A 22,044-nucleotide genomic window follows, 5' to 3' on the forward strand; every position below is an offset into this window, starting at 1 on the left:
CGCGGTGTCTTGAAGGCCCCCTTTGAGACGTTGATCGTCTCAAAGGGGGCCTTCAGGACATGCCCGCGACCAAGGGCGGCTGCCAGGTATGGGTCTGGGTGGTCGTGGACGGCAAGATTCCGTGAAAACCCCGTGAAGCTCAGCGAAGCGCTGTAGCTGCCGTATGTCACGACCGTGGCTCGCACCGAAGGGGCGTGGCCCTAGGCAGGCTGGCGTTCACGAACGCGAGCGGCGGTCACCCGTCGTCCGTAGGGTGTCTTCCCACCCGGCTTGTACACCGAAAGCACGGTCATGGTCAGGTACATCGTCGTCGAGACGACGATCGGGTAGAACCCGTCCGGGCGACGGCCCAGCTCGACGAACACACCATCCATTGTGGACTCCGCGGCGGCTGCCAGGTCGCGGAGCCCCGGCAGCAGCGAGAACACTGTCAGCCCGAGCGCGATCAGCGTGAGCAGCAGTTTGATCGCGACCCACTTGTACCGGATCAGTCCCCATTTCGTGCCCACGCTGAGCACGATCCCGCTGACCGCCGCGAGCAGGCTGACCGGCAGCAGCAGGTACCCGCCGATCTGGTCCATCATCAGGATGGCCGCGTGCTGGCGCCGGGGATCGTCGGTGAACACGGAGGTGACGGTCAGTACCGCGTTCACCAGGGTGATCCCGAGCCAGCCGACTGACGTGACGACATGGACGACGAGGACGAGTTTCCGCCACCGCGGGGTGAGTGTCATCGGCGGCCGCCGCACTGTGGAAGTACTCATGCGCCCAGTGTTTCGGCGGGCGGCGCTCCCGTCGTCCGTCGTGGAGCGGCACCTTGGCTACGTATCGTGGAGTACGAGTCCCCGCAGGTAGGCGGCCTGCCCGGCGTGCTGAAGATCGTCGGAAAGGACGCTGACCAGGCGAACCCCGAGGGTGACCGGCGGATCCCACGCCTCGTCGACGATACGGTCGAGGGCGGCTTCGTCCAGGCCGGCGGCCCAAGCCGTCGTCGCCTCGTGCACCTCGTCGTAGTAGCCGTTCAGCAGCTCGGCGGAGTCGACGCGGACCGCGGCGACGTCCTCGGGGCGGTGCCCGTAGCCGGTGTCCGCCGCCGGGAACGGCAACTCGAACCGGTCGAGCCAGCCCCGCGCGGTCCAGATCTGCTCGGTGCCCATCAGGTCGGCGACGTGGTCGTCCTGCACCCGGGTCAGATGCCAGACCAGCCAGGCGATCGTGTTCGCACCCGGTGCCGGGCTCGCCGCCAGCTGCTCCGGGGTCAGTCCCTCGACAGCCTCGTGCACGACCTCCTGGATGCGGCCGAACCCCTCGGTCAGCACCTCGGCGAGTTTCATCGAATCCCCTTCCGACGCTACTGGGGCGGGATTACCCCGGGCCCCTTCACCGGAAACGATGCCACCGCGAGGTGACCCGGACCTTGCAACCTTGACTTATATAAGTTCAGGCCGTGATAGTTGCCGGATGCACGCGTTCGACGTCCTGGGTGATCCGGTACGCCGCCGGATCCTGGAACTGCTGGCAGGCGGGGAACTGAGTTCCGGCGACGTGACCACGGTGGTCCGCGGCGAATTCGGGATCTCGCAGCCCGCGGTCTCCCAGCATCTGCGTGTCCTGCGCGAGAACGGCTTCACCACCGTCCGCGCCGAGGGCACGCGGCGGCTGTACTCGGTGGATCCGGGCCCGCTCAAGGAGATCGACGGCTGGCTGGAGCAGTACCGCCGGTTCTGGACGGGACCGCTCGACGCGCTCGCCACCGAAATCGCGCGCGGCCGCCGCGAACGCCGGAAGGCAGCCGAAGAGAGCAACTAGGGCGTGTCTGGCAAATCTCGTTCGCGGTCTTCGCGCCCAGGCGGCCCCTGGCGGCGCGGGCCCTTCGACCGAGTACGACCCGGTACGAGGCCGAAGGGCCCACACCACCAGGAACCACCTGAATCACGAACCCCATCGAACAGATTCGCCAGACACGCCCTAGGTGGAATCACGAGGGGTCGGTGGGCCACTGGCCGATCGTCCCCGCGAACCGGGCGCTGGGCTGGGACTTCCGGCGCTGAGGAGCGCGGGCGTGGGGACTGTCGGACCTCGCCCCTAGAATCGTCCGGGTGGCAGCCCCCGACATCGGTACCTCGGAAGCCCTCGAGACGCTGAACCGCGTTTTCGGCTACGACAGTTTCCGCGGTGAACAGCACGCGATCGTCGAACACGTCATCAACGGCGGTGACGCGCTCGTCCTCATGCCCACCGGCGGCGGCAAGTCGCTGTGTTACCAGATCCCGGCACTGGTGCGGGCCGGCGTCGGCATCGTCATCTCGCCGCTGATCGCGTTGATGCAGGATCAGGTCGACGCGTTGCGCAACCTCGGCGTGCGTGCGGGCTTCCTCAACTCGACGCAGGATTACGCCGAGCGCAACCGCGTCGAAGCCGCGTTCCTCGCCGGCGAACTGGACCTGCTGTACCTGGCGCCGGAGCGGCTTTCCGTCGAAGCGACCGTGCGGCTGCTCGACCGCGGCAAGATCTCGCTGTTCGCCATCGACGAGGCACACTGCGTCTCCCAGTGGGGCCACGACTTCCGGCCCGACTACCTGATGCTGTCCGCGGTGCACGAGCGCTGGCCGGACGTGCCGAGGATCGCGCTCACCGCCACCGCCACCAAGTCGACGCACGCCGAGATCGCGTCGCGGCTCAACCTCGAAGACGCACGGCATTTCGTCGCGAGCTTCGACCGGCCGAACATCCAGTACCGGATCGTCGGCAAGAACTCGCCGCAGCGCCAGCTGCTGGAACTGCTGCGCACCGAGCACAAGGGTGACGCGGGGATCGTCTACTGCCTGTCGAGGAACTCGGTCGAGAAGACCGCGGACTTCCTGGTGGAGAACGGGATCCCGGCGGTGCCCTATCATGCGGGCCTGGACGCGCGGACACGCGCGAAGCACCAATCCCGCTTCCTGCGCGAAGACGGGCTGACCGTCGTCGCCACGATCGCGTTCGGCATGGGCATCGACAAACCGGACGTGCGGTTCGTCGCGCATCTGGACCTGCCGAAGTCCGTCGAGGGCTACTACCAGGAGACCGGCCGCGCGGGCCGTGACGGGCTGCCGTCGACGGCGTGGCTGGCGTACGGCCTCCAAGACGTGGTGCAGCAGCGCAAGATGATCGACACGTCGGAGGGCTCCGACGCGCACAAACGGCAGCTGAGCGCCCACCTCAACGCGATGCTCGGACTTTGCGAAACGGTCGAATGCCGCCGGGTGCAGGTACTGAGCTACTTCGGGCAGCGCAGTGAGCCGTGCGGCAACTGCGACACCTGTCTGGAACCGCCGGAGACGTGGGATGGCACTGTCCCGGCACAGAAGATCCTCTCCACCATCGTCCGGCTGCAGAACGAGCGGCGGCAGAAGTTCGGCGCCGGGCAGATCGTCGACATCCTGCTCGGCAAGACGACGCCGAAGGTGACCCAGCACGGGCACGACTCGCTGAAGGTCTTCGGCATCGGCACGGAACTGAAGGAGCCCGAGTGGCGGGGCGTGGTCCGGCAGCTGCTGGCTCAGGGGCTCGCCGCGGTCGAGGGCGACTACGGGTCGCTCGTGCTCACCGAAGGCAGCGCCGAGGTGCTCAGCGGGCAGCGGAAGGTCCAGCTACGGCGTGAGCCGGAGCGCGCGGCGAAGGCGGCGGCGCGGTCCAGTGCGAAGAAGGCCGCTGTCGCGGACATGCCCGCGGAGGCGGCGCCGGTGTTCGAACTGCTGCGCTCGTGGCGAGCCGCGGCGGCGAAGGAGCAGGGGGTGCCCGCGTACGTGATTTTCCACGACGCGACGCTGCGCCAGATCGCCACCAAACGGCCTGCCACGCTCGCGGAACTGGGCACCGTCAGCGGCGTCGGCGAGAACAAACTGGCCAAATACGGCGAACAGATCCTCGAGACACTCGCCGACAGCGCCTAGCGCCCTTGTCCTGAATCGGGAGTTCGTGCTCAGACTCCGCACATATGAGTGCGGAGTCTGAGCACGCGAGATCCCGCTTCAAGCACGCGAGAGTCCTGTCACGCTGGGCAGGTCCCCCTGAGTCGGGAGACTAGTGCTCGTAGGGGCGACGCGGGGGCCGTCCGGTCATCCCGTCGACCTTGCGCACGGCACCGTCGATCTGGTGGTGGTACTTGCCCTTGGTCTTGCTGTCGACGAAGGTCGCCGCCTTGTTCACGACCTTCGAAACCTTCTCAGGATTCTTCCGCACGTAGGCGCGCACGGCCCCGGCGGTGCCGGCCAGGGCGGTCAACTTCCGCAGTAGAGCCACGATGGATCCCTTCCTCGGGGTCGTCTGGTTGTCCTGCTCAACGACCGGTAGTGGTCACCGGGTTCCCCGCGGAGCCCCAAATCACTCATTTCGGATATCCGCGCTGCTCAGGCCCTCGAAAAACCAGGCGCGCGGTCCGATTCCGGCCAGTAGGTTCGAGCCATGCGGGATCTGTCGCTGCTGCCCAAGGCCCATCTGCACGTCCACCTGGAGAGCACTGTCCGGCCGGACACGCTCCGTGACCTCGGTGAGGCGAACGGCGTCGCCGTCCCCGCCGAACAACCCGTGTTCGACGGTTTCCGGGCGTTCGCCGACTACAACGGGTTGCTACGGTCCTGCCTGCGGCGACCGGAGGACTTCGAACGTGTGGCACGCGAGTTCTGCGAGGACCAGGTCGAGGACGGCGTCCGCTACGCCGAAGTCACGTTCACGGCGGCGTCACACGGCGAGCGTCTCGGCGAGCCGGACATGCCGCTGGCGTCCGTCCTCAAAGGACTGTCACTCGGCGCGGCCGAACACGGGCTCACCACCCGGGTGATCCTGGACCACTCGCGGCGCCGGTCGGTCGACCGCGCCCGGCTCACCCTCGACCTCGCCCATCGGTACGCCCCGGACGGCGTGATCGCGATCGGCCTCGCGGGCGAGGAGAAGTACCCGCTCGCGCCGTTCGCGGGGATTTGCGACGAGGCCGACGAAGCCGGGCTGCACCTCGTGCACCACGCGGGCGAGGACGCCGGCCCGGACAGCATCCGCGAAGCACTCGACCTCGGCCACAGCGAACGGATCGGGCACGGCATCCGGATACTGGAAGACGTCTCGCTGGTCGCCGAGGTGCGGGAACGCGGTATCGCACTGGAGGTCTGCCCGTCGTCGAACGTGACGCTCGGGCTCGTGCCGTCGTTCGAGGAGCACCCGCTCCCCCGGCTGGTCGACGCCGGTCTCGTGGTCACCCTCAGCACCGACGTTCCCTCCGTCACCGGGACCACCCTGACCGACGAATTCCTGCGCGCCCGGGAGGCGTTCGCCTACGACGACCGCACGCTCGCCGGTCTGGCGCGGGCGTCCGTCGACGCCTCCTTCGCGCCCGCCGACCTCAAGCGCGCGATCCACCAGGAGATCGACGCCTGGCTCGCCTGACCCTCCCGCAAGCAGGACCGCAACCAGAGGACTAAACGCGGAGGGAGGGTGGCTCCACAACTTCTCCACATCCGTCACGTACCGTGGAACCGGTGACCGCTTCGTCCCCTTCGACCCTGGACCTGATAGGCCAGTGGCAACCACCGCCCAAGAAACGTGGCCCGCGCGGTTGCGTGATGCTCGCGCTGCTGGTCGTGGGCGCTTTGGTGGCCGGTGTGGTGTGGGTGGTGGTCAGCCTCAACGACCGCGAGCCGGTGCCGGTCAAACCGGAGTTCACCGTCCCCGCGCTCAAGCCCGCACCGCGTTCGGCGATCCCCGGTGACGCCGGACCGCTGCCCGCGGAGCCCGCGAAGGACGCCTGGATCGCGAAGGTGTCGGAGAACACGGACATTCCTTCGCGCACCCTGCGTGCCTACGTGAACGCGGCCGAAAAGGCCCCCGCTCGCTGCGCCATCACTTGGGCGACCGTCGCCGGGATCGGCCGCACCGAGTCCCAGCACGCCCGCCACGACGGCTCCCGCGCGGGCGAGGACGGGGTCGTGACGCCGCCGATCATCGGCATCCCGCTCGACGGCTCCCCCGGCGTGATGGCGGTCGTCGACACTGACAAGGGCGTCCTCGACGGCGACCCGAAATGGGATCGCGCGGTCGGGCCGATGCAGTTCCTGCCCGCCACTTGGAAGCGATACGGCGTCCGCGCGAGTGGCGACGGCGCCGCGCCGGATCCGCAGAACATCGACGACGCCGCGATGACGACAGCGCGCTACATGTGCGCGAAGGGCGGCGATCTCGGCAAGCCCACCGGCTGGTGGACGGCCGTGCTGACCTACAACAACTCCGCCGCGTACGGGCAGGAAGTGTTCAGCAACGCCGACGCCTACGGCAAGGCCGCACTCGGAAAATAGCGGCCAGGCGCAGCCTGGCCGTTGAGGGTGGTGGCGGGGCGGGGTCCGGGCTTAGGCAGGCAGCAGCCGCGTCACCAAGCGAGTCAACTGGTGCACGTTGCGGCATTCGTGCATCTCGACGACCTCCGCGTAGGCGTGCGCCTCGGAGTCCCCGGTGGACCACAGCGCCGTCCGCTCGGGGTTGAGCCAGTACGTATGCCTTGCGGCGGAAGCGATTCCGCGTACGGCAGCCAGGTTTGGGTCGCCGCCGTTGGTCCTGGCGTCACCGAGGATGAGCACGGAGGTCTTGGCACCGACGGCGTCCGCGTACCGCTCGGCGAATTCCCCCAGCGCGTTCCCGTAATCGCTGTGACCGTCCCAACGGGTCAGTTCGGCGTCGGCGAGAATCCGTGCGCCGAGGTCTTCCGGATCGGCCGCGCCGGTGTCGACGAGATGGGTGATCTCGTCGCACGCGTCGATGAACGCGAACACCCGTACCCTGCTGAACTGGTCCCGCAACGCCTGCACGAGCAGCATGGTGAAGTTCGCGAATCCGGCCACCGAGCCCGACATGTCGCACAGCAGCACGATTTCCGGTCTTCCCGGCCGGTGCCGCCGGTACGACGGCCGCATCGGGACGCCACCGGTGGACAGCGAACGCCGCAGCGTCCGGCGCAGGTCGATCTGGCCGCGTGCGTGCCGTCGCCGCCGGGCGGCGAGGCGGGTGGCGAGCTTGCGTGACAACGGTTGCACGACACGGCGGAGTTCCGCGAGCTGCGCGCGGCTGGCGAGCAGGAAGTCGACGCGGTCGGCGGCCGGTGGAACGGCGTGCCGCGAAACCCGTTCCCTGCCACGGACTTCCGCCACCCGGCGGCGGGCTTCGGTCCGGACCAGCCCCCGGAACCCTTCGACCCGGCGGCGGACGTCGTCGCGGTCGAGCCGGTCCGTGAAGTCCTCCGGCACACCCGCGCGGATCGCGTCGAGCACGCGTACCACGAGCGTCTGCGGCTGAAGCCGTTCCAGCGTCTGATGCGCCGACCAGCCACCGGTGCCCGCCGCGGCGCCGTACTCCCCCAGCATCTCGACGGCGAGCCCGGCGAGTTGTGTCAGCTCCGCCTGGTCGTTGGCCGCCAGCGCCGAAGCGAGCCGATCACGCAGCGCGGCGAGGTCGTCGACGGGGTCCTGCGAAGGAGCGCCGATGCCGAGCGGGAAGTAGATGTCGAACGTCGCGTCGAACACCGCGCGCTGGCCGCCACGCCGGACCAGCGCCGCCGCGAGCCCTTCCCGCAGCTGCTCACGCGAGGCGAGGCCGAGTACTTCGAGTGCCGCGGCGGCGTCGACCGTCTCACTGGGACCGGCGGGAATCCCGTGCTCCCGCAACGCTTCCACGAACTCGACGAGCCTGCCCGGCACGCCGCTCACGAGTCGAGGACCTTGCCGAGTTCCAGCCGTGCGTCCGCTTTCACGACGTCTTCCTGATGCTTGAGGATGACGCCGAGGCTCGCGCGGACGACGTCCTCGCCGAGGCTGTCGGCGCCGAGCGCGAGCAGGGTGCGTGCCCAGTCGATGGTCTCGGCGACCGACGGCGCCTTCCGCAGTTCCATCGCCCGCAGCGCGGTGATCACCTTGATCACGGACGCCGCGAGCGCGTCGTCGACGCCCGGCACCTTGAGCCGCACGATGCGTTGTTCCAGTGCCGCGTCGGGGAAGCCGATGTGCAGGAACAGGCACCTCCGCCGCAGTGCCTCGGAAAGCTCCCGTGTCGCGTTCGAAGTGAGGACCACGAACGGCTTGCGCCCGGCGGTGATCGTGCCGAGTTCCGGGACGGTGATCTGGAAGTCGCCGAGGACCTCCAGCAGCAGGCCCTCGATCTCGACGTCGGCCTTGTCGGTCTCGTCGATGAGCAGGACGGTCGGCTCGTCGCCCTTGATCGCCGTCAGCAGCGGCCGGGCCAGCAGGAACTCTTCGCCGAAGATGTCGTTGCGGGCTTCGTCCCACGTCTCGTCACGGCCGGCGGTGATCCGCAGAAGCTGCTTCGCGTGGTTCCACTCGTACAGCGCACGGGACTCGTCGACGCCTTCGTAGCACTGGAGCCGCACCAGCCGGGACCCGCTGGCCTCAGCGACCGCCTTGGCCAGCTCAGTCTTGCCGACCCCCGCGGGGCCCTCGATCAGCAACGGCTTGCCGAGGGCGTCCGCGAGGAACACCGTGGTGGCGACGGCCGCCGAGGCCAGGTAGCCGGTGTCGGCGAGTTTCGCCGTCACGTCTTCCACCGATGTGAAGTACCCGGTCCCAGCCACGCGGCCTCCCTGCTCGATCGCCTACCCGGCCGACTCTACGTCGCGTTCCGGCTTGGGCAGCAGGAACCCGACGGCGAAGGTCAGCACCACCATCACCGCGACCACCCAGAACGTCCGCCGGGCGGCGGCCGTCGGATCGGCGAGGCCCGCGTCGAAGAACACCGTGCCCAGCAGCGCCAGCCCCAGCGCGCCACCCACCTGCTGAAGCGACGTCAAAGCACCCGACGCCGATCCGGCCTCCGAAGGCTCCACACCGGACAGTGCGATCTCGAAGTACGGCCCCATGATCAGGCCGGAACCGATCCCGGCCACCACCAACGCGGGGGCGATCAGCCACGGTCCGGCGTCCGGGCCGATGAGCAGCAGCAACGTGACCACGCCGGCGGCCATGATCACCGCGCCGGTGTGCAGCACCCTGCGGCCGTGTTTGCGGACCGCCTGCACCAGGCCCATCCCGATGATCATCCCGAGCGACATCGGCACGCCGGTCAGCCCGGCCTTGAGCGGCGAGAATCCGAGCCCGAGCTGCAGGTACAGCGTGAACACGAGGCCGAAGCCGGAGAACGCCGCGAAGTAGATCGTCCCGGTCGCCATCCCGGCGAGGAAGCTGCGCTTGCGGAAGAGACTGGGCTCGACCAGCGGGTCGCCACCGCGGTGGCTCTTGCGCTTCTCGAACCACGCGAAGACGCCGAACACCACGACGGCGGCGGCCATCATCGCGAACGTCCACAGCGGCCAGCCGTACTCGCGGCCCTGGACCAGCGGGAAGACGATCAGCAACGCGCCGGCGGTGGCGAGCAGCGCGCCGGGGATGTCAAGGGTGAGCGAGGTTCCGCGCCGGGATTCGGGCAGGAACTTCAACGCGGCCAGTACGGCCAGCGCGCCGACCGGGAGGTTGATCAGGAAGATCATCCGCCAGCCGGTGCCGAAGAGGTCGGCGTCGACGAGCCAGCCCGCGAGGATCGGGCCGCCCACCGCGGCGAGGCCCATGACCGGGCCGAACATACCGAACGCGGACTGCAGTTCCTTGCCGGAGAACATCTCCTTCATCATGCCGAGGCCCTGCGGCACCATCGCGGCGCCGAACAGGCCCTGCACCACCCGCGCGGTGATGATCATCTCGGGGCTCACCGCGACCGCGCAGAACAGCGAACCGGCGACGAAGCCGATCGCGCCGATCAGGAACATGCGCTTGCGGCCGAAGATGTCGCCGAGCCGCCCGCCGGTGAGCAGACCGGACACCATCGCGAGGGTGTAGGCGACGCCGAGCCACTGGATCATCGACGTGCCACCGCCGAGCGAGGCCTGCATGACCGGTCCGGCGATGCTCGTGACCGTCATGTCGAGCAGTTCCATGACCGAACCGGTCAGGATCACGAACAACGCGGGCCAGCGCCAGCGGTATGGCTTCTCCGTGAGGGCGTTTTCCGAGGTCACGCCGCTCGGGGTTTCCAGTGTCATCGTCATGAGAAGAACGCTAAAGTCAATTCCGGCCACTTTCTGACCGGAATCGGGGCGAATCTGGATCCATGGCGAATACGAGTGCGCGGATGCTGCGGCTGCTGTCCCTGCTGCAGACACACCGCTTCTGGTCGGGGATCGAACTGAGCGACAAGCTCGAAGTGAGCGAGCGGACGCTGCGGCGCGACGTCGAGCGGCTGCGTGAACTGGGATATCCGGTCAACGCGAGCCGGGGTGTCGCGGGTGGCTACCAGCTGCGGTCGGGCACGGTCATGCCGCCACTGCTGCTGGACGACGAGGAGGCCGTCGCGATCGCGGTCGGCCTGCGGACGGCGGCGGGCGGGTCGGTGGAGGGCATCGAGGAGACGTCGGTCCGGGCGCTGACGAAGGTCGTCCAGGTGATGCCGCCCCGGCTGCGCAGGCGCGTCGACGCACTCCAGGCGTACACGACGCCGGCGGCCGTCACCGGTCCCCGCGTCAACGCCGCCAGCCTGACGGTGATCGCGCAGGCCTGCCGCGACGACGAAAGACTCAAGTTCGACTACGCGGCCCGTGGCGGTGAGGAGTCCGCGCGGCTGGTCGAGCCGCACCGGCTCGTGTCACTCGGACGGCGTTGGTACCTGGTGGCCTGGGACCTCGACCGTGTCGACTGGCGCACCTTCCGCGTCGACAGGCTCACCGAGCCGCGGACCACCGGAGCCCGTTACCGGCCGAGGGAGATCCCGGGTGGCGACGCCGTCAAGTTCGTCGAGGCCCAGATCAAGGCCAGGCCGACCACGCATACGCTGGTCGTCCGGATCGACGCGCCGAAAGCGCGGGTCGAGGCCGCCGTGCGGTACGTCGGCGGGGCACTCGAAGCGATCGGCGACGGCTCTTGCCGCCTGACGATGAACGTCGATACGTTCGACTGGCCCGTGCTGATCCTGGCCGCCATCGGCGCACCCTTCGAGGTCGAGCGGCCCTCGGCGTTCAAAGATCACCTCGCCGCGGTCGCCACCCTCTTCTCCCGGGCCTCCGGCGGCTAGCATCGGGCGCGTGAGCACCTATGTCGCGGCCGAGGGCCGATACGAGAGCATCCCCTACCGCCGCACCGGGCGCAGTGGCCTGAAGCTGCCCGCGATCTCACTGGGACTGTGGCACAACTTCGGGGACGACAAACCGCTGGGCACGCAGCGGGACATCGCGCGGCGCGCGTTCGACCTCGGCATCACCCATTTCGACCTCGCCAACAACTACGGCCCGCCCTACGGTTCGGCTGAGGAGAACTTCGGCAGGCTGCTGGCCTCGGACTTCAAGCCGTACCGCGACGAACTGATCGTTTCGACGAAGGCGGGCTACGACATGTGGCCCGGCCCTTACGGCGAATGGGGTTCGCGCAAGTACCTGCTGTCCTCTTTGGACCAGTCGCTCGGCCGGATGGGCCTTGACTACGTCGACATCTTCTACTCGCACCGGTTCGACCCGGAGACGCCGCTCGAAGAGACCGTCGGCGCGCTCGACACCGCCGTCCGCTCCGGGCGTGCGCTGTACGTCGGCATCTCGTCGTACTCGTCGGAGAAGACCGCCGAGGCGGCGCGGCTGCTGCGGGAACTCGGCACGCCGCTGCTGATCCACCAGCCGTCGTACTCGATGTTCAACCGCTGGCTCGAAGGCGACCAGCTGCTCGGCACCCTCGAAGCCGAAGGCGTGGGCTGCATCGCGTTCTCGCCGCTGGCGCAAGGCCTGCTGACCAGCCGCTACCTCGACGGCGTCCCCGAGGGTTCCCGTGCGGCGCAAGGGAAATCGCTCAACCCGGACACGCTCGACGAAAACACCGTCGGCAAGATCCGGGCGCTGAACGAGATCGCACAGCGTCGCGGCCAGACCCTCGCACAGCTCGCGCTGGCATGGGGACTGCGCGACCCGCGGATGACGTCGGTGCTGATCGGCGCGAGCAGCGTCAGCCAGCTGGAGGACAACGTCGGCGCGCTGGACAATCTGCACTTCACCAACGAAGAACTGGCCGAGATCGACCGCTACGCCACCGAAGCCGACATCAATCTGTGGAAGCGCTCGACCGACGCCGGTCAGTGAGTGTCGCGAAGGGCAATTTATGACGTTCGAAGAGCTGCTCGCCGAAGGAGAGGCCGTCCCGGTTGAAGGCTGGGACTTCTCGTGGTTCGAAGGGCGGGCCACGGAGGAACGGCCGCCGTGGGGTTACTCGCGGCTGCTCGGCGAACGGATGGCGACCGCGGAAGCCGGACTGGACCTGCAGACCGGCGGCGGTGAGGTGCTCGCGGGCATCCCGAAACCACCGCCGGTCCTCGCCGCCACCGAGGGCTGGCCGCCGAACGTCGAAGTGGCCAGGAAAACCCTCGCGCCCCTCGGCGGCGAAGTGGTCGAGGCGGAGTACGACGCGCCCTTGCCGTTCCCCGACGAATCCTTCGACGTCGTGAGCAGCCGACACCCGATCGAGAACCCCTGGCGGGAGATAGCCCGGGTGCTGCGGCCGGGTGGAATCTTTCTGTCGCAACAGATCGGCGCCGGGACGGTCCGCGAACTGAAGGAGTACTTCCTCGGCCCGCAGGACTACGGCGGCTGGACACCCGAGGTCCTGCGTGGTGAGGCGGAAGCCGTCGGGCTGACGGTCGAGCGCCTCGAACCGGCGAAGCTGCGGATGGAGTTCTTCGACCTCGCCGCGGTCGTCCACTTCCTGCGGAAGGTGATCTGGATCGTGCCGGGCTTCGAAGTGGCGAAGTATCGCGACAAACTGGCGGAACTCCACCGGTTGATCGAGACCGAGGGGAAGTTCGTCGCGCACTCCCGTCGAGTGCTCGTGGAGGCCGTCAAGCCTGGCCACACCTTCGAGTGATCACCGGCGCCGGAGCTTGAGCGGGCTCGCTCGCGGATGCGGTACCTGCGAGCGTGTCCAGCTCCGCACCGCGCAGACGGCGATCGAGTTCCTGGTCAGCGCGCTGACCATCCAAGGGCTGCCGAAGGCTTTGCCGTCCATCACTTGACCAAATTTCGAAAACAGTCATAAACTAGCGACGTGACCGAAGACAGGCAGGAACGCGCCGAACGCATTCTCGACGCCGCCGCGGACCTGCTCCTGCGGCACGGCTACCGGCGGGTGACCGTGGAGGACGTCGCCGAGCACGCCGGTGTCGGCAAGGGAACCCTTTACCTGCACTGGAAAAACCGGGAGCAGCTGTTCCTCGCGGTGATGCTGCGTGAGGCGGCGCGGTCCATCGAGGACCTGGCACAGTCGTTCGAGGACGACCCCGGCCTCACCCTGCTGCACCGGATGACTCGCACCCAGTTCCTCAACGTCGTGCGCAGGCCGCTGCTCCACGCGCCTTACCTCGCCGATTCCGGTGTGCTGGGCAAGCTCGCGGCGAAGATCGGCGAAAACCAGGACCCCCGGCACCACGAGGCGTTCCTGGACTATCTGAAACTGCAGGCCGAACACGGTCTGATCCGCACCGACCTCAAGATCGAAGACCTGGCGACGGCTTATCAAGCAGTCCTGCACGGCTTTCTGCTCGCCCCGGCGGCCGCCGATCCCGAAACCGCGGCGGACCTGCTGGCCGACACCGTCGCGCGGGCCTTCCAGCCGACGGCCACTCCACCCGCCGCGAAGGTGCGCGCGGCGGCCCCGGGCGCCATCGCCCTCTTCCGCGCGACCGCGGAAATCGACCGCGCCAACGTCCGGCGCGCCTACTGACGGGAGCCGCGCATGCGGACCGGAATCCTTCTCGACGAAATCGGTGTCCCTTTCGGCGACGTCGTCACCCAAGCGAGAGAAGCGGCACGGCTGGGCTACGACTCGATCTGGCTCGCGCAACGCGGTGGCTGGGACGCGCTGACCGCGTTGACGGCGCTGAGCGCGGCCGCCCCCGGTCTCGCGCTGGGCACTTCGGTGATCCCCACCTACCCGCGCCACCCGATCTCCTTGGCGGCACAGGCTTTGACCCTGCAAGCCGCCACCGGAGCGCCGGTCACACTCGGCGTCGGACTGAGTCACCGGCCCATCATCGAAGACCAGTACGGCTATTCCTTCGACCGCCCCGTCCGGCATCTGCGCGAGTACCTGCAAGCACTGAATCCGTTGCTGCACCACGAAAAGGCCGACGTGCACGGCGAGACGCTGACCGCTGTCGGCACCGTCGAGGCACCCGGCGCCGAGCCACCTTCGCTCGTCGTCGGCGCGATGAGCCCACTGTCACTGAAGGTCTGCGGCGCCCACTCCGACGGCGTGGCGTCCACCTGGGCCGGGCCGCGCTCGCTGGCGGAGTACATCATCCCGACACTGACGAAAGCGGCGTCGGAGGCCGGGCGTGCGGCACCGCGGGTCATCACCGGGCAGCTGGTTTCCGTCACCGACAAGCCCGACGGGCCACGGAACTGGGTCGCCGAGACCTACGGCATGGCGGCGAACATCCCGGCGTACCAAGCGATCTTCACCCGCGACGGCGTCGACGGCCCCGGCGGGACGGTGATCGCCGGCGACGAGAAGTTCGTCCGGGCGCGGATCCGTGAACTCGAAGACGCCGGTGCGACGGAACTGATCCTGATGCCGGTGGGGACGCCCGAGGAACAGACGCGCACCCGGGAACTCCTCGCCTCGTGAGTGGTCATGACGGTTGTTGAGGGTAAGGTAAAGGTGGCGTGGTGTCCGGGCTCGCCGTGACCGGCTAACCCGAATCACCACTCACGACCCCAAGCTCCCCAAGCTCCCCAAGCGCTTCAGGTGTTCAGCCGTCAGCGTGATCGAGGCGGCGGCGAAGTTCTCCTCCAGATGCGAGATCTTCGCCGTCCCCGGGATCGGCAGGATCACCGGCGACCGCGCGAGCAGCCACGCGAGCCCGACCTGCGCCGTCGTCACGCCGAGTTCGTCCGCGACGGCGGTGATCCCGGCGGTGGCGCTCGACGCCGCGCCGAGCACCGGACGCCAAGGCAGGAAAGCGATCCCGGCCGCCTCGCAGGCTTCCAGCACCGCTTCGTACTCGCGATCCACCAGGCTGTAGCGGTTCTGCACGCTCGCGATGTCCACGATCCCCCGCGCCCGCGCGAGTTCGTCTACGGAGACCTCGGAGAGCCCGATCCGGCCGATCTTGCCTTCGTCACGCAGATCCCGTAGCGCGCCGAGCTGATCGGTCAGTGGCGTCTCCGGGTCGAGGCGGTGCAACTGCAGCAACTCGATCCGTTCGACGCGCAGCCGCCGCAGCCCCTCGTCCACCTGCACGCGCAGCGATTCCGGCCGGGCGTCGTAGGTCCAGTCGTCCCCGGTCCGCACGACGCCGACCTTGGTGGTGATCACGAGGTCGTCGGGGTACGGGTACAGCGCCTCGGCGAGCAGTTCCTCGTTGGCACCCCAGCCGTAGAGGTGTGCGGTGTCGATCAGCGTGATGCCGATTTCGACGGCACGGCGGGCGACGGCGATGGCACTCTCTCGTGCGGGCCCGGATTCGGTCGGCAGGCGCATGGCGCCGAAGCCGAGACGACGCACGGGCAGGTCTCCCCCGATGGCGAACTCGTTCATCTAGATGGAGTCGCGTTCCCGGCCGGCTTCGAGCAGGTCTTCGCGGGCTCGCGCGATACGGGAGCGCACGGTCCCGACCGGGCAGCCGCAGACCTCGGCGGCCTCGGCGTAGGACAGCCCCAGCACCTGGGTGAGGACAAGGACCTCGCGCCGTTCCGGGTCGAGCCCGTCGAGCAGCATCCGCAGCTCCACCAGGTCCTCGAACCCCGCGACGCCCTCGGCCCGACGCGCTCCGTGGCGTTCCGCGGTGGCTTCCCAGTCGACGTCGGCGAGCTTCGGGCGCGCCGAAGCGGCCCGGATGCGGTCCACGACCACGCGGCGCGCGATCGACAGGAGCCAGGTCCGCGAGGACGACCGGCCGGCGAAACGGCGAAGGCTGCCGAACGCGCGCAGGTACGTCTCCTGGGTGAGATCGTCGGCGGCGCTGACGTCCGCGAGGTGCGCGACGAAGCGCCAGACGTCGGCCTGGGTGGCCCGCACCCAGTCCTCGAGTGCTCGCCGGTCACCGCGGGCGGCGTCGAGTGCGAGCGCGGTCACCCGCTCGTCGTCGCTGTTGCGCGCCCCGGCCATACGAGAAACGTAGCAGCGCCCCGGGAACCGAGGCAGGGCCCTGTCCGACAATTGAGACGTGAAGTGCGAGGACTGCCGCGAGGCCCTGTCGGCCCGGCTCGACGGCGAAACCGAACCCGCCCCGCCCGAGGCGGTGGACCGGCACGTGGCCGGTTGCGCCGCCTGCCGGTCGTGGTCCGGCCGTGCCGAGCGACTGCACCGGACCATCCTGCTGCGTCCCGCGCCGCCGGTCCCGGACCTCACCGCCGTCATCCTGGAACGCACACCCGCACCGCCGAACGAGGGCTGGCCTGCCAGGATCGCACTCGCGTTGGTCGCGGTCGCGCAGCTCGGGCTCGCCTTCGCCCAGCTGCTGGGTGTCGAAGACCACGCCGCCGGTCATGGCGCGGAATCCCTGGTCGGGCACCTTTCACACGAAAGCAGCGCGTGGAACCTCGCCGTCGGCGTCGGGCTCGGCTGGGCGGCCGTGCGCACGAAGGCGGCGGCCGGGCAGCTGCCGGCTCTGATCGGGTTCGTCGCCCTCCTGCTGGCACTGTCGGCGGGTGACCTCGTCACCGGGCAGGTCAGCGCCGGGCGGGTGCTCACCCACGGACTGGTCGTCCTGGGCCTGGTCCTGCTGTTCGTGGTGAACCGGCAGCATCGCCTGCGTAACCGCCCCAGCCCGGCGACGACGGCCGAGACCCCGAACTCCCTCCGCACGGAAGCGGACTACGAGACCGGTGAAACCCTGGAACGCCCCCGCCAGCACAAGGGTTTCCGGCGCCCCGCGAGCAGTCACGTGGCTTGACCGGAATTCGTACCCGTTTGGTCTAGACCATTACCGATCACTGGGAGCACGCGTCCGGATACCGGGTGAATCACCGGATTTCGCGCGCGCCATACACGATTTGTGCCACGAACACGTTTATCGTCGCCGGGAACCACCGAATGTAAACCTTCTTGCCCTTTTCGGGCCGGACCCGGATAACTTTGGTGGGAACACCTTGGTTCGACAGGAGGCGAAGCTCGTGGTTGGCGCAGAAAGTCCGCCCGTCGGCACCCCCGCCGGGATGCGGAAGATCAATCAACGCGCCGTGCTGGACCTCCTGCGCCGCAGCGGCCCCGCCACGCGGCCGCAGGTCGCCAAGGACACCGGCCTTTCGAAACCCACGGTGAGCCAAGCGTTACTCGCCCTCGAAGCGGCCGGACTCGCCAGGGCGACCGGGCATACGTCGACCGGCACCGGCCGGTCCGCCGTCCTCTACGAAGCGGATCCCACCGCCGGGTACGTCCTCGGCGTCGACATCGGCCGCGAGCACCTCCGCGTCGCCGTCTCGGATCTCGGCCACACCGTGGTCGCCCGCCGTGACGAACGGAACACCTCACGTTCGGGCACCGCGCTCGTCAGCGCCGTCGGCGCGCTCGCGGCGGCGACCGTACGCGAAGCGGGACTGAGCCAGGCCGACATCGTCGTGCGTGTCCTCGGCTCCCCCGGCGTCGCCGACCCCGCGAAACGCTGCTTCCGGCACGCGCCGAACCTGCCCGGCTGGGGTAAGGCGGGCCTGCTCGACGAACTCGAAGGCGTCCTCGGGCCGGACCTCATGGTGGAGAACGACGCGAACCTCACCGCCGTCGGCGAATGGGAACGCGGTGCCGCACGCGGTATGTCCGTCTTCGGCTGCATCACGATCGGCACCGGTGTCGGCATGGGCGTGATGGTCAACGGCGAGGTCTTCCGCGGCGCGACCGGCGCGGCGGGCGAGATTGGCTATCTTCCCTACGGCCAGTCCCACGCGGCGGGCGACGGCGAAGACGCCCCACCGGTCCGCGGCCACCTCGAAGAAGCGACGGCGGCGCAGTCCGTGGTCCGCGGGGCACGCGAACTCGGCCTGGGCACGGCGAAATCGGCCCGTGAGGTCTTCCGTCTCGCCCGCGACGGCGACGAACTCGCCATGCGCGCTGTCGAGGCCGAAGCGGACAGGCTCGCCTACACCGTCGCCTCGGTGGCCGCGGTGATCGACCCCGAACTGATCGTGCTCGGCGGCGGTATCGGCACCGCCGCCGACCTGCTGCTCGACCCGATCGACCGCGCGCTGCGCTCGTTCACCCCGCTCGTCCCGACGGTCGTCCAGGGCGAACTGGGCGACGACGGCGTGCTGGCCGGCGCGATCAGCGTCGGCCTGCGTGCCGCCGAGGGGCTGGTCTTCGAACGGAAGGTCGGCGCGGCCTAGGGCGTGTCTGGCATTACCTCCGCGGTAATCGACGGCGTCGCCGCGACCGGAAACGATGCCCACCGCCTAACATCGCCAGGGTGAGCATCGAGCCTGACCGGCGCCTGATCGACCCGGAACGCGTGGACGCCGCCATCGCCGGGATGGGTGACCGCGAGGCGATCGCCGAATGGGCGCAACGGTTCTCGCTCGTCGCGGATCCGTCGCGGCTCGCGCTGCTCGTCTCCATCCACTACGCGCGCGAGATCAGCGTCACCGACCTCGCCGCCGCCACCGGGATGACCGACACCGCGGTCTCGCAGGCGTTGCGGCTGCTGCGTGCACACGGCCTGGTGACCACCCGCCGCGACGGCCGGATCGTCCGCTACAGCCTCGCCGACGCGACCGTCCACGAACTGATCCACCGCGTCCGGCCGCATCCCGAAAGCTGAGCGGGCACCCGCGAGCGCGGGTAGCGTGCGGAAGCATGATCGGTCTGCCGGACACCATCACGGCCTGTCTCTTCGACCTGGACGGAGTGCTGACCGGAACAGCGGCGCAGCATCGCGAGGCGTGGAGGCGCACCTTCGACGACTTCCTGCGCGCCCGCGACGGCGACGCGTTCTCGCCGTTCACCGACACCGACTACGCGGCCTATGTCGACGGAAGGCCGAGGGCCGACGGCGTCCGCACCTTCCTCACTTCCCGCGGGATCGAACTACCCGAGGGGAATCCGGACGACGGCATCGACGCCCCGACCGTCAACGGCGTCGGGAACCGGAAAAACCAGCTGGTACTGAAGATCATCGACGAGGAAGGCGTCTCCCCGTACCCGGGTTCCGTGCGGTACCTGGAAGCGGCGAAGGCGGCCGGGCTGCGCATCGGCGTGGTCACCTCCTCGGCCAACGGCGCGAAGGTGCTCGACGCCGCCGACCTGACCAGGTTCGTCGAAGCGCGGATCGACGGGATCGTGCTCGCCGAGCGGGGCCTGCGTGGCAAACCCGCCCCCGATTCGTTCCTCGCCGGCGCCGAGGCGTTCGGTGTCGCCCCCGAAAACGCGGCCGTGTTCGAAGACGCCCTCGCGGGTGTGCAGGCGGGCAAGAGCGGCGGTTTCGGCTACGTGGTCGGGGTGAACCGCGCACACCAGGCGGGTGAACTACTCGAACACGGCGCCGACGTCGTGGTGGACGACCTCGCCGAACTTCTGGAGGACACCAAGTGACCGACCCGCTTTTCCGCGGCTACGAAGTCGCGCCATGGGAGCTGCGCTGGCGAGAGATGGACGTCGACGCGTTGCAGCGCACCGAATCGGCGTTCGCGTTGTCCAACGGGCATATCGGCCTGCGCGGCACACTGGAGGAGGCCGAGCCCCGCGGTCTGCCGGGCACCTACCTCAACGGGTTCTACGAACAGCACGATCTTCCGTACGCCGAAACCGGTTACGGTTACCCGGAAGAGGGACAGACCGTCGTCAACGTGACCGACGGTAAGATCATCCGGCTGCTGGTCGAGGACGAACCACTCGACATGCGCTACGGCCAGGCGACCGACCACGACCGTGTCCTCGACTTCCGCAAGGGCACCCTCGCGCGTGACACCGTGTGGTCGTCGCCGACCGGACGCCGGGTGCGGGTGCGGACCGAACGCCTGGTCTCCTTCACCCAGCGGGCCGTCGCCGCGATCCGGTACGAGGTCGAACCGCTCGACGAGGACCTTCAGCTGGTCGCGCAGTCGGATCTGCTGGCCAACGAACCCGTCGAATCCGACACCCGCGACCCCCGCGTCGCCGCCGCGATCGAGGCTCCGCTGGTCTCGCTCTTCCAGCATTCGGAGGCCTATCACGCGGTGCTGGTGCACCAGACCCGGAACTCCGGGCTGAAGGTGGCCGCCGCGATGGACCACAAGATCGAGGTCACCGACGGGGTCCGCACGCATATCCAGTCCGAAGACGACCTGGCGCGGCTCACCGTCGCCGTCGACGTGCCGAAGGGCGGGCGGCTGAGGATCACCAAATTCCTCGCCTACGGCTGGTCCGCGCAGCGTTCGGTACCCGCCGTGCGCGCGCAGGTCGACGCCGCGCTGGCCGGTGCGCGCCAGACCGGCTGGAAGGGGCTGCTCGCCGAGCAGAAGGCGTTCCTCGACGACTTCTGGCAGACCTCGGACATCGAGATCGACGGCGACCCGGAACTACAGCAGGCAGTGCGGTTCGCGCTCTTCCACCTCCTGCAGGCAGGCGCCCGCGGTGAGACGAGGGCGTTGGCCGGCAAGGGTTTGACCGGACCGGGTTACGACGGGCACGCGTTCTGGGACACCGAAACCTTCGTACTGCCCGTCCTCACCTACAGCATTCCCGACGCCGCTCGCGACGCACTCCGCTGGCGTCACTCCACTTTGGACAAAGCGCGGGAACGGGCGACACAGCTGGGTTTACGCGGCGCAGCGTTCCCCTGGCGCTCCATCAACGGCGCGGAATGTTCGGCGTACTGGCCGGCGGGCACCGCGGCGTTCCACGTCAGCGCGGACATCTCCGACGCGGTCGTGCGTTACCTCAACGCCACCGGCGACGAGGAGTTCATGCGGACCTGCGGTGCGGAACTGCTGCTCGAAACCGCGCGGCTGTGGGCGTCACTCGGCCATTTCGACCGCCGCGGCCGGTTCCGGATCGACGGCGTCACCGGGCCGGACGAGTACTCCGCGGTGGCGGACAACAACATCTACACGAACCTGATGGCGCGGCGGAACCTGTTCTACGCCGCCGAAATCTGCGGAACGCACGAGGACATCGCGGCCGCGTTCGACGTCGGTGAGGACGAGGTCGCGCTGTGGCGCAAGGCGGCCGACGCGATGCTGGTGCCTTACGACGAAGACCTCGGCGTCCACCCGCAGTCCGAAGGGTTCCTCGAACACGACGAGTGGGATTTCGAAGCCACCGAGCCGGACTTCTACCCGCTGCTGCTGAACTACCCGTACTTCGACCTCTACCGCAAGCAGGTGGTCAAACAGGCGGACCTCGTACTCGCCCTGCACCTGTGCGGGGATTCCTTCACCCCGGAGGAAAAGGCACGCGACTTCGCCTACTACGAGGCGAGGACGGTACGGGATTCCTCGCTGTCGGCGGGAACGCAGGCCGTGGTCGCGGCCGAGGTCGGACATCTCGAACTGGCCTACGACTATCTCGCCGAAGCGGCACTCACCGACCTGCACGACGTCCACAACAACGTCCGCAACGGACTGCACCTGGCGTCACTGGCAGGCGCGTGGCAGGGCACCGTCGCCGGATTCGGCGGGCTGCGCGACTACGGCGGACGGCTGACGTTCGCGCCGCGGCTGCCGCCCCAGTTGCGGCGGATCGCGTTCCGGCTGACCTTCCGCGGCACCCGGTTCCAGGTGGAGATCGACGGCGAAGGCGCGACCTACCACGTGATCACCGGGGACCCGCTGCGACTGGCGCACCACGGCGAGACGTTCACCGTCACCTCGGAGCCGGTGCGGCTGCCCATCCCGCCGCTGGATCCGGGTCCGGCGCCGGTGCAGCCCGAAGGGCGGGCCCCGGTGCGGCGGCAGCCGAAGGCCACCTGACCTCTGGTCTTGGCTTGGGACTCGCGGCACCCCCTCGGCCGAGAGTGTCATAAGGGGTCCCCATGGGACAGAGTGTCATAAGGGGTCCCCATAGGACGAATTTTGTCCTATGGGGA

The 22,044-nt window shown here is 68.9% G+C and carries 24 protein-coding genes; 14 read left to right on the forward strand and 10 right to left on the reverse strand.

Annotated elements, in window-relative coordinates; translation table 11 throughout:
- The 3 genes from AB0M65_RS11710 to AB0M65_RS11720 all read right to left on the reverse strand — a co-directional run.
- Positions 1-185, reverse strand: a 185-nt coding sequence (locus AB0M65_RS11710) for a hypothetical protein (protein WP_364025280.1), incomplete at its 3' end; no start/stop codon positions are given.
- Positions 186-200: 15 nt separating this feature from the next.
- Positions 201-764 carry a hypothetical protein gene (locus AB0M65_RS11715; RefSeq protein ID WP_364025283.1) on the reverse strand — a complete coding sequence of 188 codons (564 nt, stop codon included), beginning with the start codon at positions 762-764 and terminating at the stop codon, positions 201-203.
- A 57-nt stretch (positions 765-821) separates the two neighbouring features.
- Positions 822-1,334 carry a DUF664 domain-containing protein gene (locus tag AB0M65_RS11720; protein WP_364025286.1) on the reverse strand — a complete coding sequence of 171 codons (513 nt, stop codon included), beginning with the start codon at positions 1,332-1,334 and terminating at the stop codon, positions 822-824.
- Positions 1,335-1,461: 127 nt separating this feature from the next.
- Between AB0M65_RS11720 and AB0M65_RS11725 the strand changes: the two genes are divergently transcribed.
- Both AB0M65_RS11725 and recQ read left to right on the forward strand, forming a co-directional pair.
- The gene (locus AB0M65_RS11725) at positions 1,462-1,809 is read left to right on the forward strand and encodes a metalloregulator ArsR/SmtB family transcription factor (RefSeq protein WP_364025289.1); all 348 of its coding nucleotides are present in this window, start codon (positions 1,462-1,464) and stop codon (positions 1,807-1,809) included.
- Between the two features lie 290 nt (positions 1,810-2,099).
- A complete protein-coding gene (recQ, locus tag AB0M65_RS11730) occupies positions 2,100-3,935 on the forward strand; it encodes a DNA helicase RecQ (protein WP_364025292.1) in 1,836 nt (611 codons plus the stop codon).
- A 130-nt stretch (positions 3,936-4,065) separates the two neighbouring features.
- Here recQ and AB0M65_RS11735 read toward each other — a convergent pair whose 3' ends face one another.
- Positions 4,066-4,284, reverse strand: a complete 219-nt coding sequence (locus AB0M65_RS11735; RefSeq protein WP_364025295.1) for an antitoxin — start codon at positions 4,282-4,284, stop codon at positions 4,066-4,068.
- A gap of 162 nt (positions 4,285-4,446) precedes the next feature.
- Between AB0M65_RS11735 and add the strand changes: the two genes are divergently transcribed.
- On the forward strand, positions 4,447-5,421 hold the full coding sequence (add, locus tag AB0M65_RS11740; protein ID WP_364025298.1) for an adenosine deaminase: 975 nt from the start codon (positions 4,447-4,449) through the stop codon (positions 5,419-5,421).
- A 92-nt stretch (positions 5,422-5,513) separates the two neighbouring features.
- On the forward strand, positions 5,514-6,326 hold the full coding sequence (locus AB0M65_RS11745) for a lytic murein transglycosylase (protein WP_364025301.1): 813 nt from the start codon (positions 5,514-5,516) through the stop codon (positions 6,324-6,326).
- A 51-nt stretch (positions 6,327-6,377) separates the two neighbouring features.
- Here AB0M65_RS11745 and AB0M65_RS11750 read toward each other — a convergent pair whose 3' ends face one another.
- Genes AB0M65_RS11750 through AB0M65_RS11760 form a run of 3 tightly spaced genes read right to left on the reverse strand, consistent with a single transcriptional unit; the run spans position 6,378 to position 10,072 of the window.
- Entirely contained in the window at positions 6,378-7,727 is a 1,350-nt protein-coding gene (locus tag AB0M65_RS11750) for a VWA domain-containing protein (protein ID WP_364025303.1), read from the reverse strand.
- Positions 7,724-8,605 (reverse strand): MoxR family ATPase, encoded by an 882-nt coding sequence (locus AB0M65_RS11755; RefSeq protein WP_364025306.1) that lies wholly within the window; start codon positions 8,603-8,605, stop codon positions 7,724-7,726. Before AB0M65_RS11755 ends, AB0M65_RS11750 begins: the two co-directional genes overlap by 4 nt.
- Before the next feature lie 21 nt (positions 8,606-8,626).
- The gene (locus tag AB0M65_RS11760) at positions 8,627-10,072 is read right to left on the reverse strand and encodes an MFS transporter (RefSeq protein WP_364025309.1); all 1,446 of its coding nucleotides are present in this window, start codon (positions 10,070-10,072) and stop codon (positions 8,627-8,629) included.
- Positions 10,073-10,134: 62 nt separating this feature from the next.
- On the opposite strand from AB0M65_RS11760, the gene AB0M65_RS11765 reads away from it, so the two are divergent.
- The 3 genes from AB0M65_RS11765 to AB0M65_RS11775 are packed head-to-tail and all read left to right on the forward strand — an operon-like array spanning position 10,135 to position 12,917.
- Positions 10,135-11,091, forward strand: a complete 957-nt coding sequence (locus tag AB0M65_RS11765) for a YafY family protein (protein WP_364025311.1) — start codon at positions 10,135-10,137, stop codon at positions 11,089-11,091.
- Between the two features lie 10 nt (positions 11,092-11,101).
- Positions 11,102-12,139 (forward strand): L-glyceraldehyde 3-phosphate reductase, encoded by a 1,038-nt coding sequence (gene mgrA / locus AB0M65_RS11770; RefSeq protein WP_364025313.1) that lies wholly within the window; start codon positions 11,102-11,104, stop codon positions 12,137-12,139.
- Positions 12,140-12,158: 19 nt separating this feature from the next.
- Complete coding sequence (locus AB0M65_RS11775) at positions 12,159-12,917, forward strand: class I SAM-dependent methyltransferase (RefSeq protein ID WP_364025315.1); 759 nt, start codon at positions 12,159-12,161, stop codon at positions 12,915-12,917.
- Here the strand turns inward: AB0M65_RS11775 and AB0M65_RS11780 are convergent, their stop codons facing one another.
- On the reverse strand, positions 12,918-13,058 hold the full coding sequence (locus tag AB0M65_RS11780; protein ID WP_364025318.1) for a hypothetical protein: 141 nt from the start codon (positions 13,056-13,058) through the stop codon (positions 12,918-12,920).
- Positions 13,059-13,097: 39 nt separating this feature from the next.
- Between AB0M65_RS11780 and AB0M65_RS11785 the strand changes: the two genes are divergently transcribed.
- A complete protein-coding gene (locus AB0M65_RS11785; RefSeq protein WP_364025321.1) occupies positions 13,098-13,772 on the forward strand; it encodes a helix-turn-helix domain-containing protein in 675 nt (224 codons plus the stop codon).
- Positions 13,773-13,784: 12 nt separating this feature from the next.
- A complete protein-coding gene (locus tag AB0M65_RS11790; RefSeq protein WP_364025323.1) occupies positions 13,785-14,678 on the forward strand; it encodes a TIGR03564 family F420-dependent LLM class oxidoreductase in 894 nt (297 codons plus the stop codon).
- 81 nt (positions 14,679-14,759) lie between these two features.
- On the opposite strand, the gene AB0M65_RS11795 is transcribed toward AB0M65_RS11790, so the two are convergent.
- Positions 14,760-15,590 carry an aldo/keto reductase gene (locus AB0M65_RS11795; protein WP_364025326.1) on the reverse strand — a complete coding sequence of 277 codons (831 nt, stop codon included), beginning with the start codon at positions 15,588-15,590 and terminating at the stop codon, positions 14,760-14,762.
- Entirely contained in the window at positions 15,591-16,160 is a 570-nt protein-coding gene (gene sigC, locus AB0M65_RS11800; protein ID WP_364025329.1) for an RNA polymerase sigma factor SigC, read from the reverse strand.
- Between the two features lie 58 nt (positions 16,161-16,218).
- Here sigC and AB0M65_RS11805 point away from each other — a divergent pair, with 58 nt between their 5' ends.
- From AB0M65_RS11805 to AB0M65_RS11825, 5 genes are all read left to right on the forward strand, one after another.
- The gene (locus AB0M65_RS11805) at positions 16,219-16,947 is read left to right on the forward strand and encodes a zf-HC2 domain-containing protein (RefSeq protein WP_364025332.1); all 729 of its coding nucleotides are present in this window, start codon (positions 16,219-16,221) and stop codon (positions 16,945-16,947) included.
- Between the two features lie 220 nt (positions 16,948-17,167).
- A complete protein-coding gene (locus AB0M65_RS11810) occupies positions 17,168-18,370 on the forward strand; it encodes an ROK family protein (RefSeq protein ID WP_364025335.1) in 1,203 nt (400 codons plus the stop codon).
- An 86-nt stretch (positions 18,371-18,456) separates the two neighbouring features.
- A complete protein-coding gene (locus AB0M65_RS11815) occupies positions 18,457-18,801 on the forward strand; it encodes a metalloregulator ArsR/SmtB family transcription factor (RefSeq protein ID WP_364025442.1) in 345 nt (114 codons plus the stop codon).
- A gap of 35 nt (positions 18,802-18,836) precedes the next feature.
- Positions 18,837-19,571: a beta-phosphoglucomutase family hydrolase gene (locus AB0M65_RS11820; protein ID WP_364025338.1), complete on the forward strand. Its 735-nt coding sequence runs from the start codon at positions 18,837-18,839 to the stop codon at positions 19,569-19,571.
- A complete protein-coding gene (locus tag AB0M65_RS11825) occupies positions 19,568-21,928 on the forward strand; it encodes a glycosyl hydrolase family 65 protein (RefSeq protein WP_364025340.1) in 2,361 nt (786 codons plus the stop codon). The genes AB0M65_RS11820 and AB0M65_RS11825 overlap by 4 nt, the downstream gene beginning before the upstream one ends.
- The last annotated feature ends 116 nt before the right edge of the window (positions 21,929-22,044 follow it).

This window comes from Amycolatopsis sp. NPDC051071 (assembly GCF_040682875.1).
GTDB lineage: Bacteria > Actinomycetota > Actinomycetes > Mycobacteriales > Pseudonocardiaceae > Amycolatopsis.

Coding starts and splice junctions, on each gene's coding strand:
- sigC (WP_364025329.1), bottom strand. CDS start 16,160: ATGGCCGGGGCGCGCAACAGCGACGACGAGCGGGTGACCGCGCTCGCA.
- AB0M65_RS11820 (WP_364025338.1), top strand. CDS start 18,837: ATGATCGGTCTGCCGGACACCATCACGGCCTGTCTCTTCGACCTGGAC.
- AB0M65_RS11720 (WP_364025286.1), bottom strand. CDS start 1,334: ATGAAACTCGCCGAGGTGCTGACCGAGGGGTTCGGCCGCATCCAGGAG.
- AB0M65_RS11790 (WP_364025323.1), top strand. CDS start 13,785: ATGCGGACCGGAATCCTTCTCGACGAAATCGGTGTCCCTTTCGGCGAC.
- AB0M65_RS11780 (WP_364025318.1), bottom strand. CDS start 13,058: ATGGACGGCAAAGCCTTCGGCAGCCCTTGGATGGTCAGCGCGCTGACC.
- add (WP_364025298.1), top strand. CDS start 4,447: ATGCGGGATCTGTCGCTGCTGCCCAAGGCCCATCTGCACGTCCACCTG.
- AB0M65_RS11715 (WP_364025283.1), bottom strand. CDS start 764: ATGAGTACTTCCACAGTGCGGCGGCCGCCGATGACACTCACCCCGCGG.
- AB0M65_RS11795 (WP_364025326.1), bottom strand. CDS start 15,590: ATGAACGAGTTCGCCATCGGGGGAGACCTGCCCGTGCGTCGTCTCGGC.
- AB0M65_RS11725 (WP_364025289.1), top strand. CDS start 1,462: ATGCACGCGTTCGACGTCCTGGGTGATCCGGTACGCCGCCGGATCCTG.
- AB0M65_RS11760 (WP_364025309.1), bottom strand. CDS start 10,072: ATGACGATGACACTGGAAACCCCGAGCGGCGTGACCTCGGAAAACGCC.
- AB0M65_RS11765 (WP_364025311.1), top strand. CDS start 10,135: ATGGCGAATACGAGTGCGCGGATGCTGCGGCTGCTGTCCCTGCTGCAG.
- AB0M65_RS11775 (WP_364025315.1), top strand. CDS start 12,159: ATGACGTTCGAAGAGCTGCTCGCCGAAGGAGAGGCCGTCCCGGTTGAA.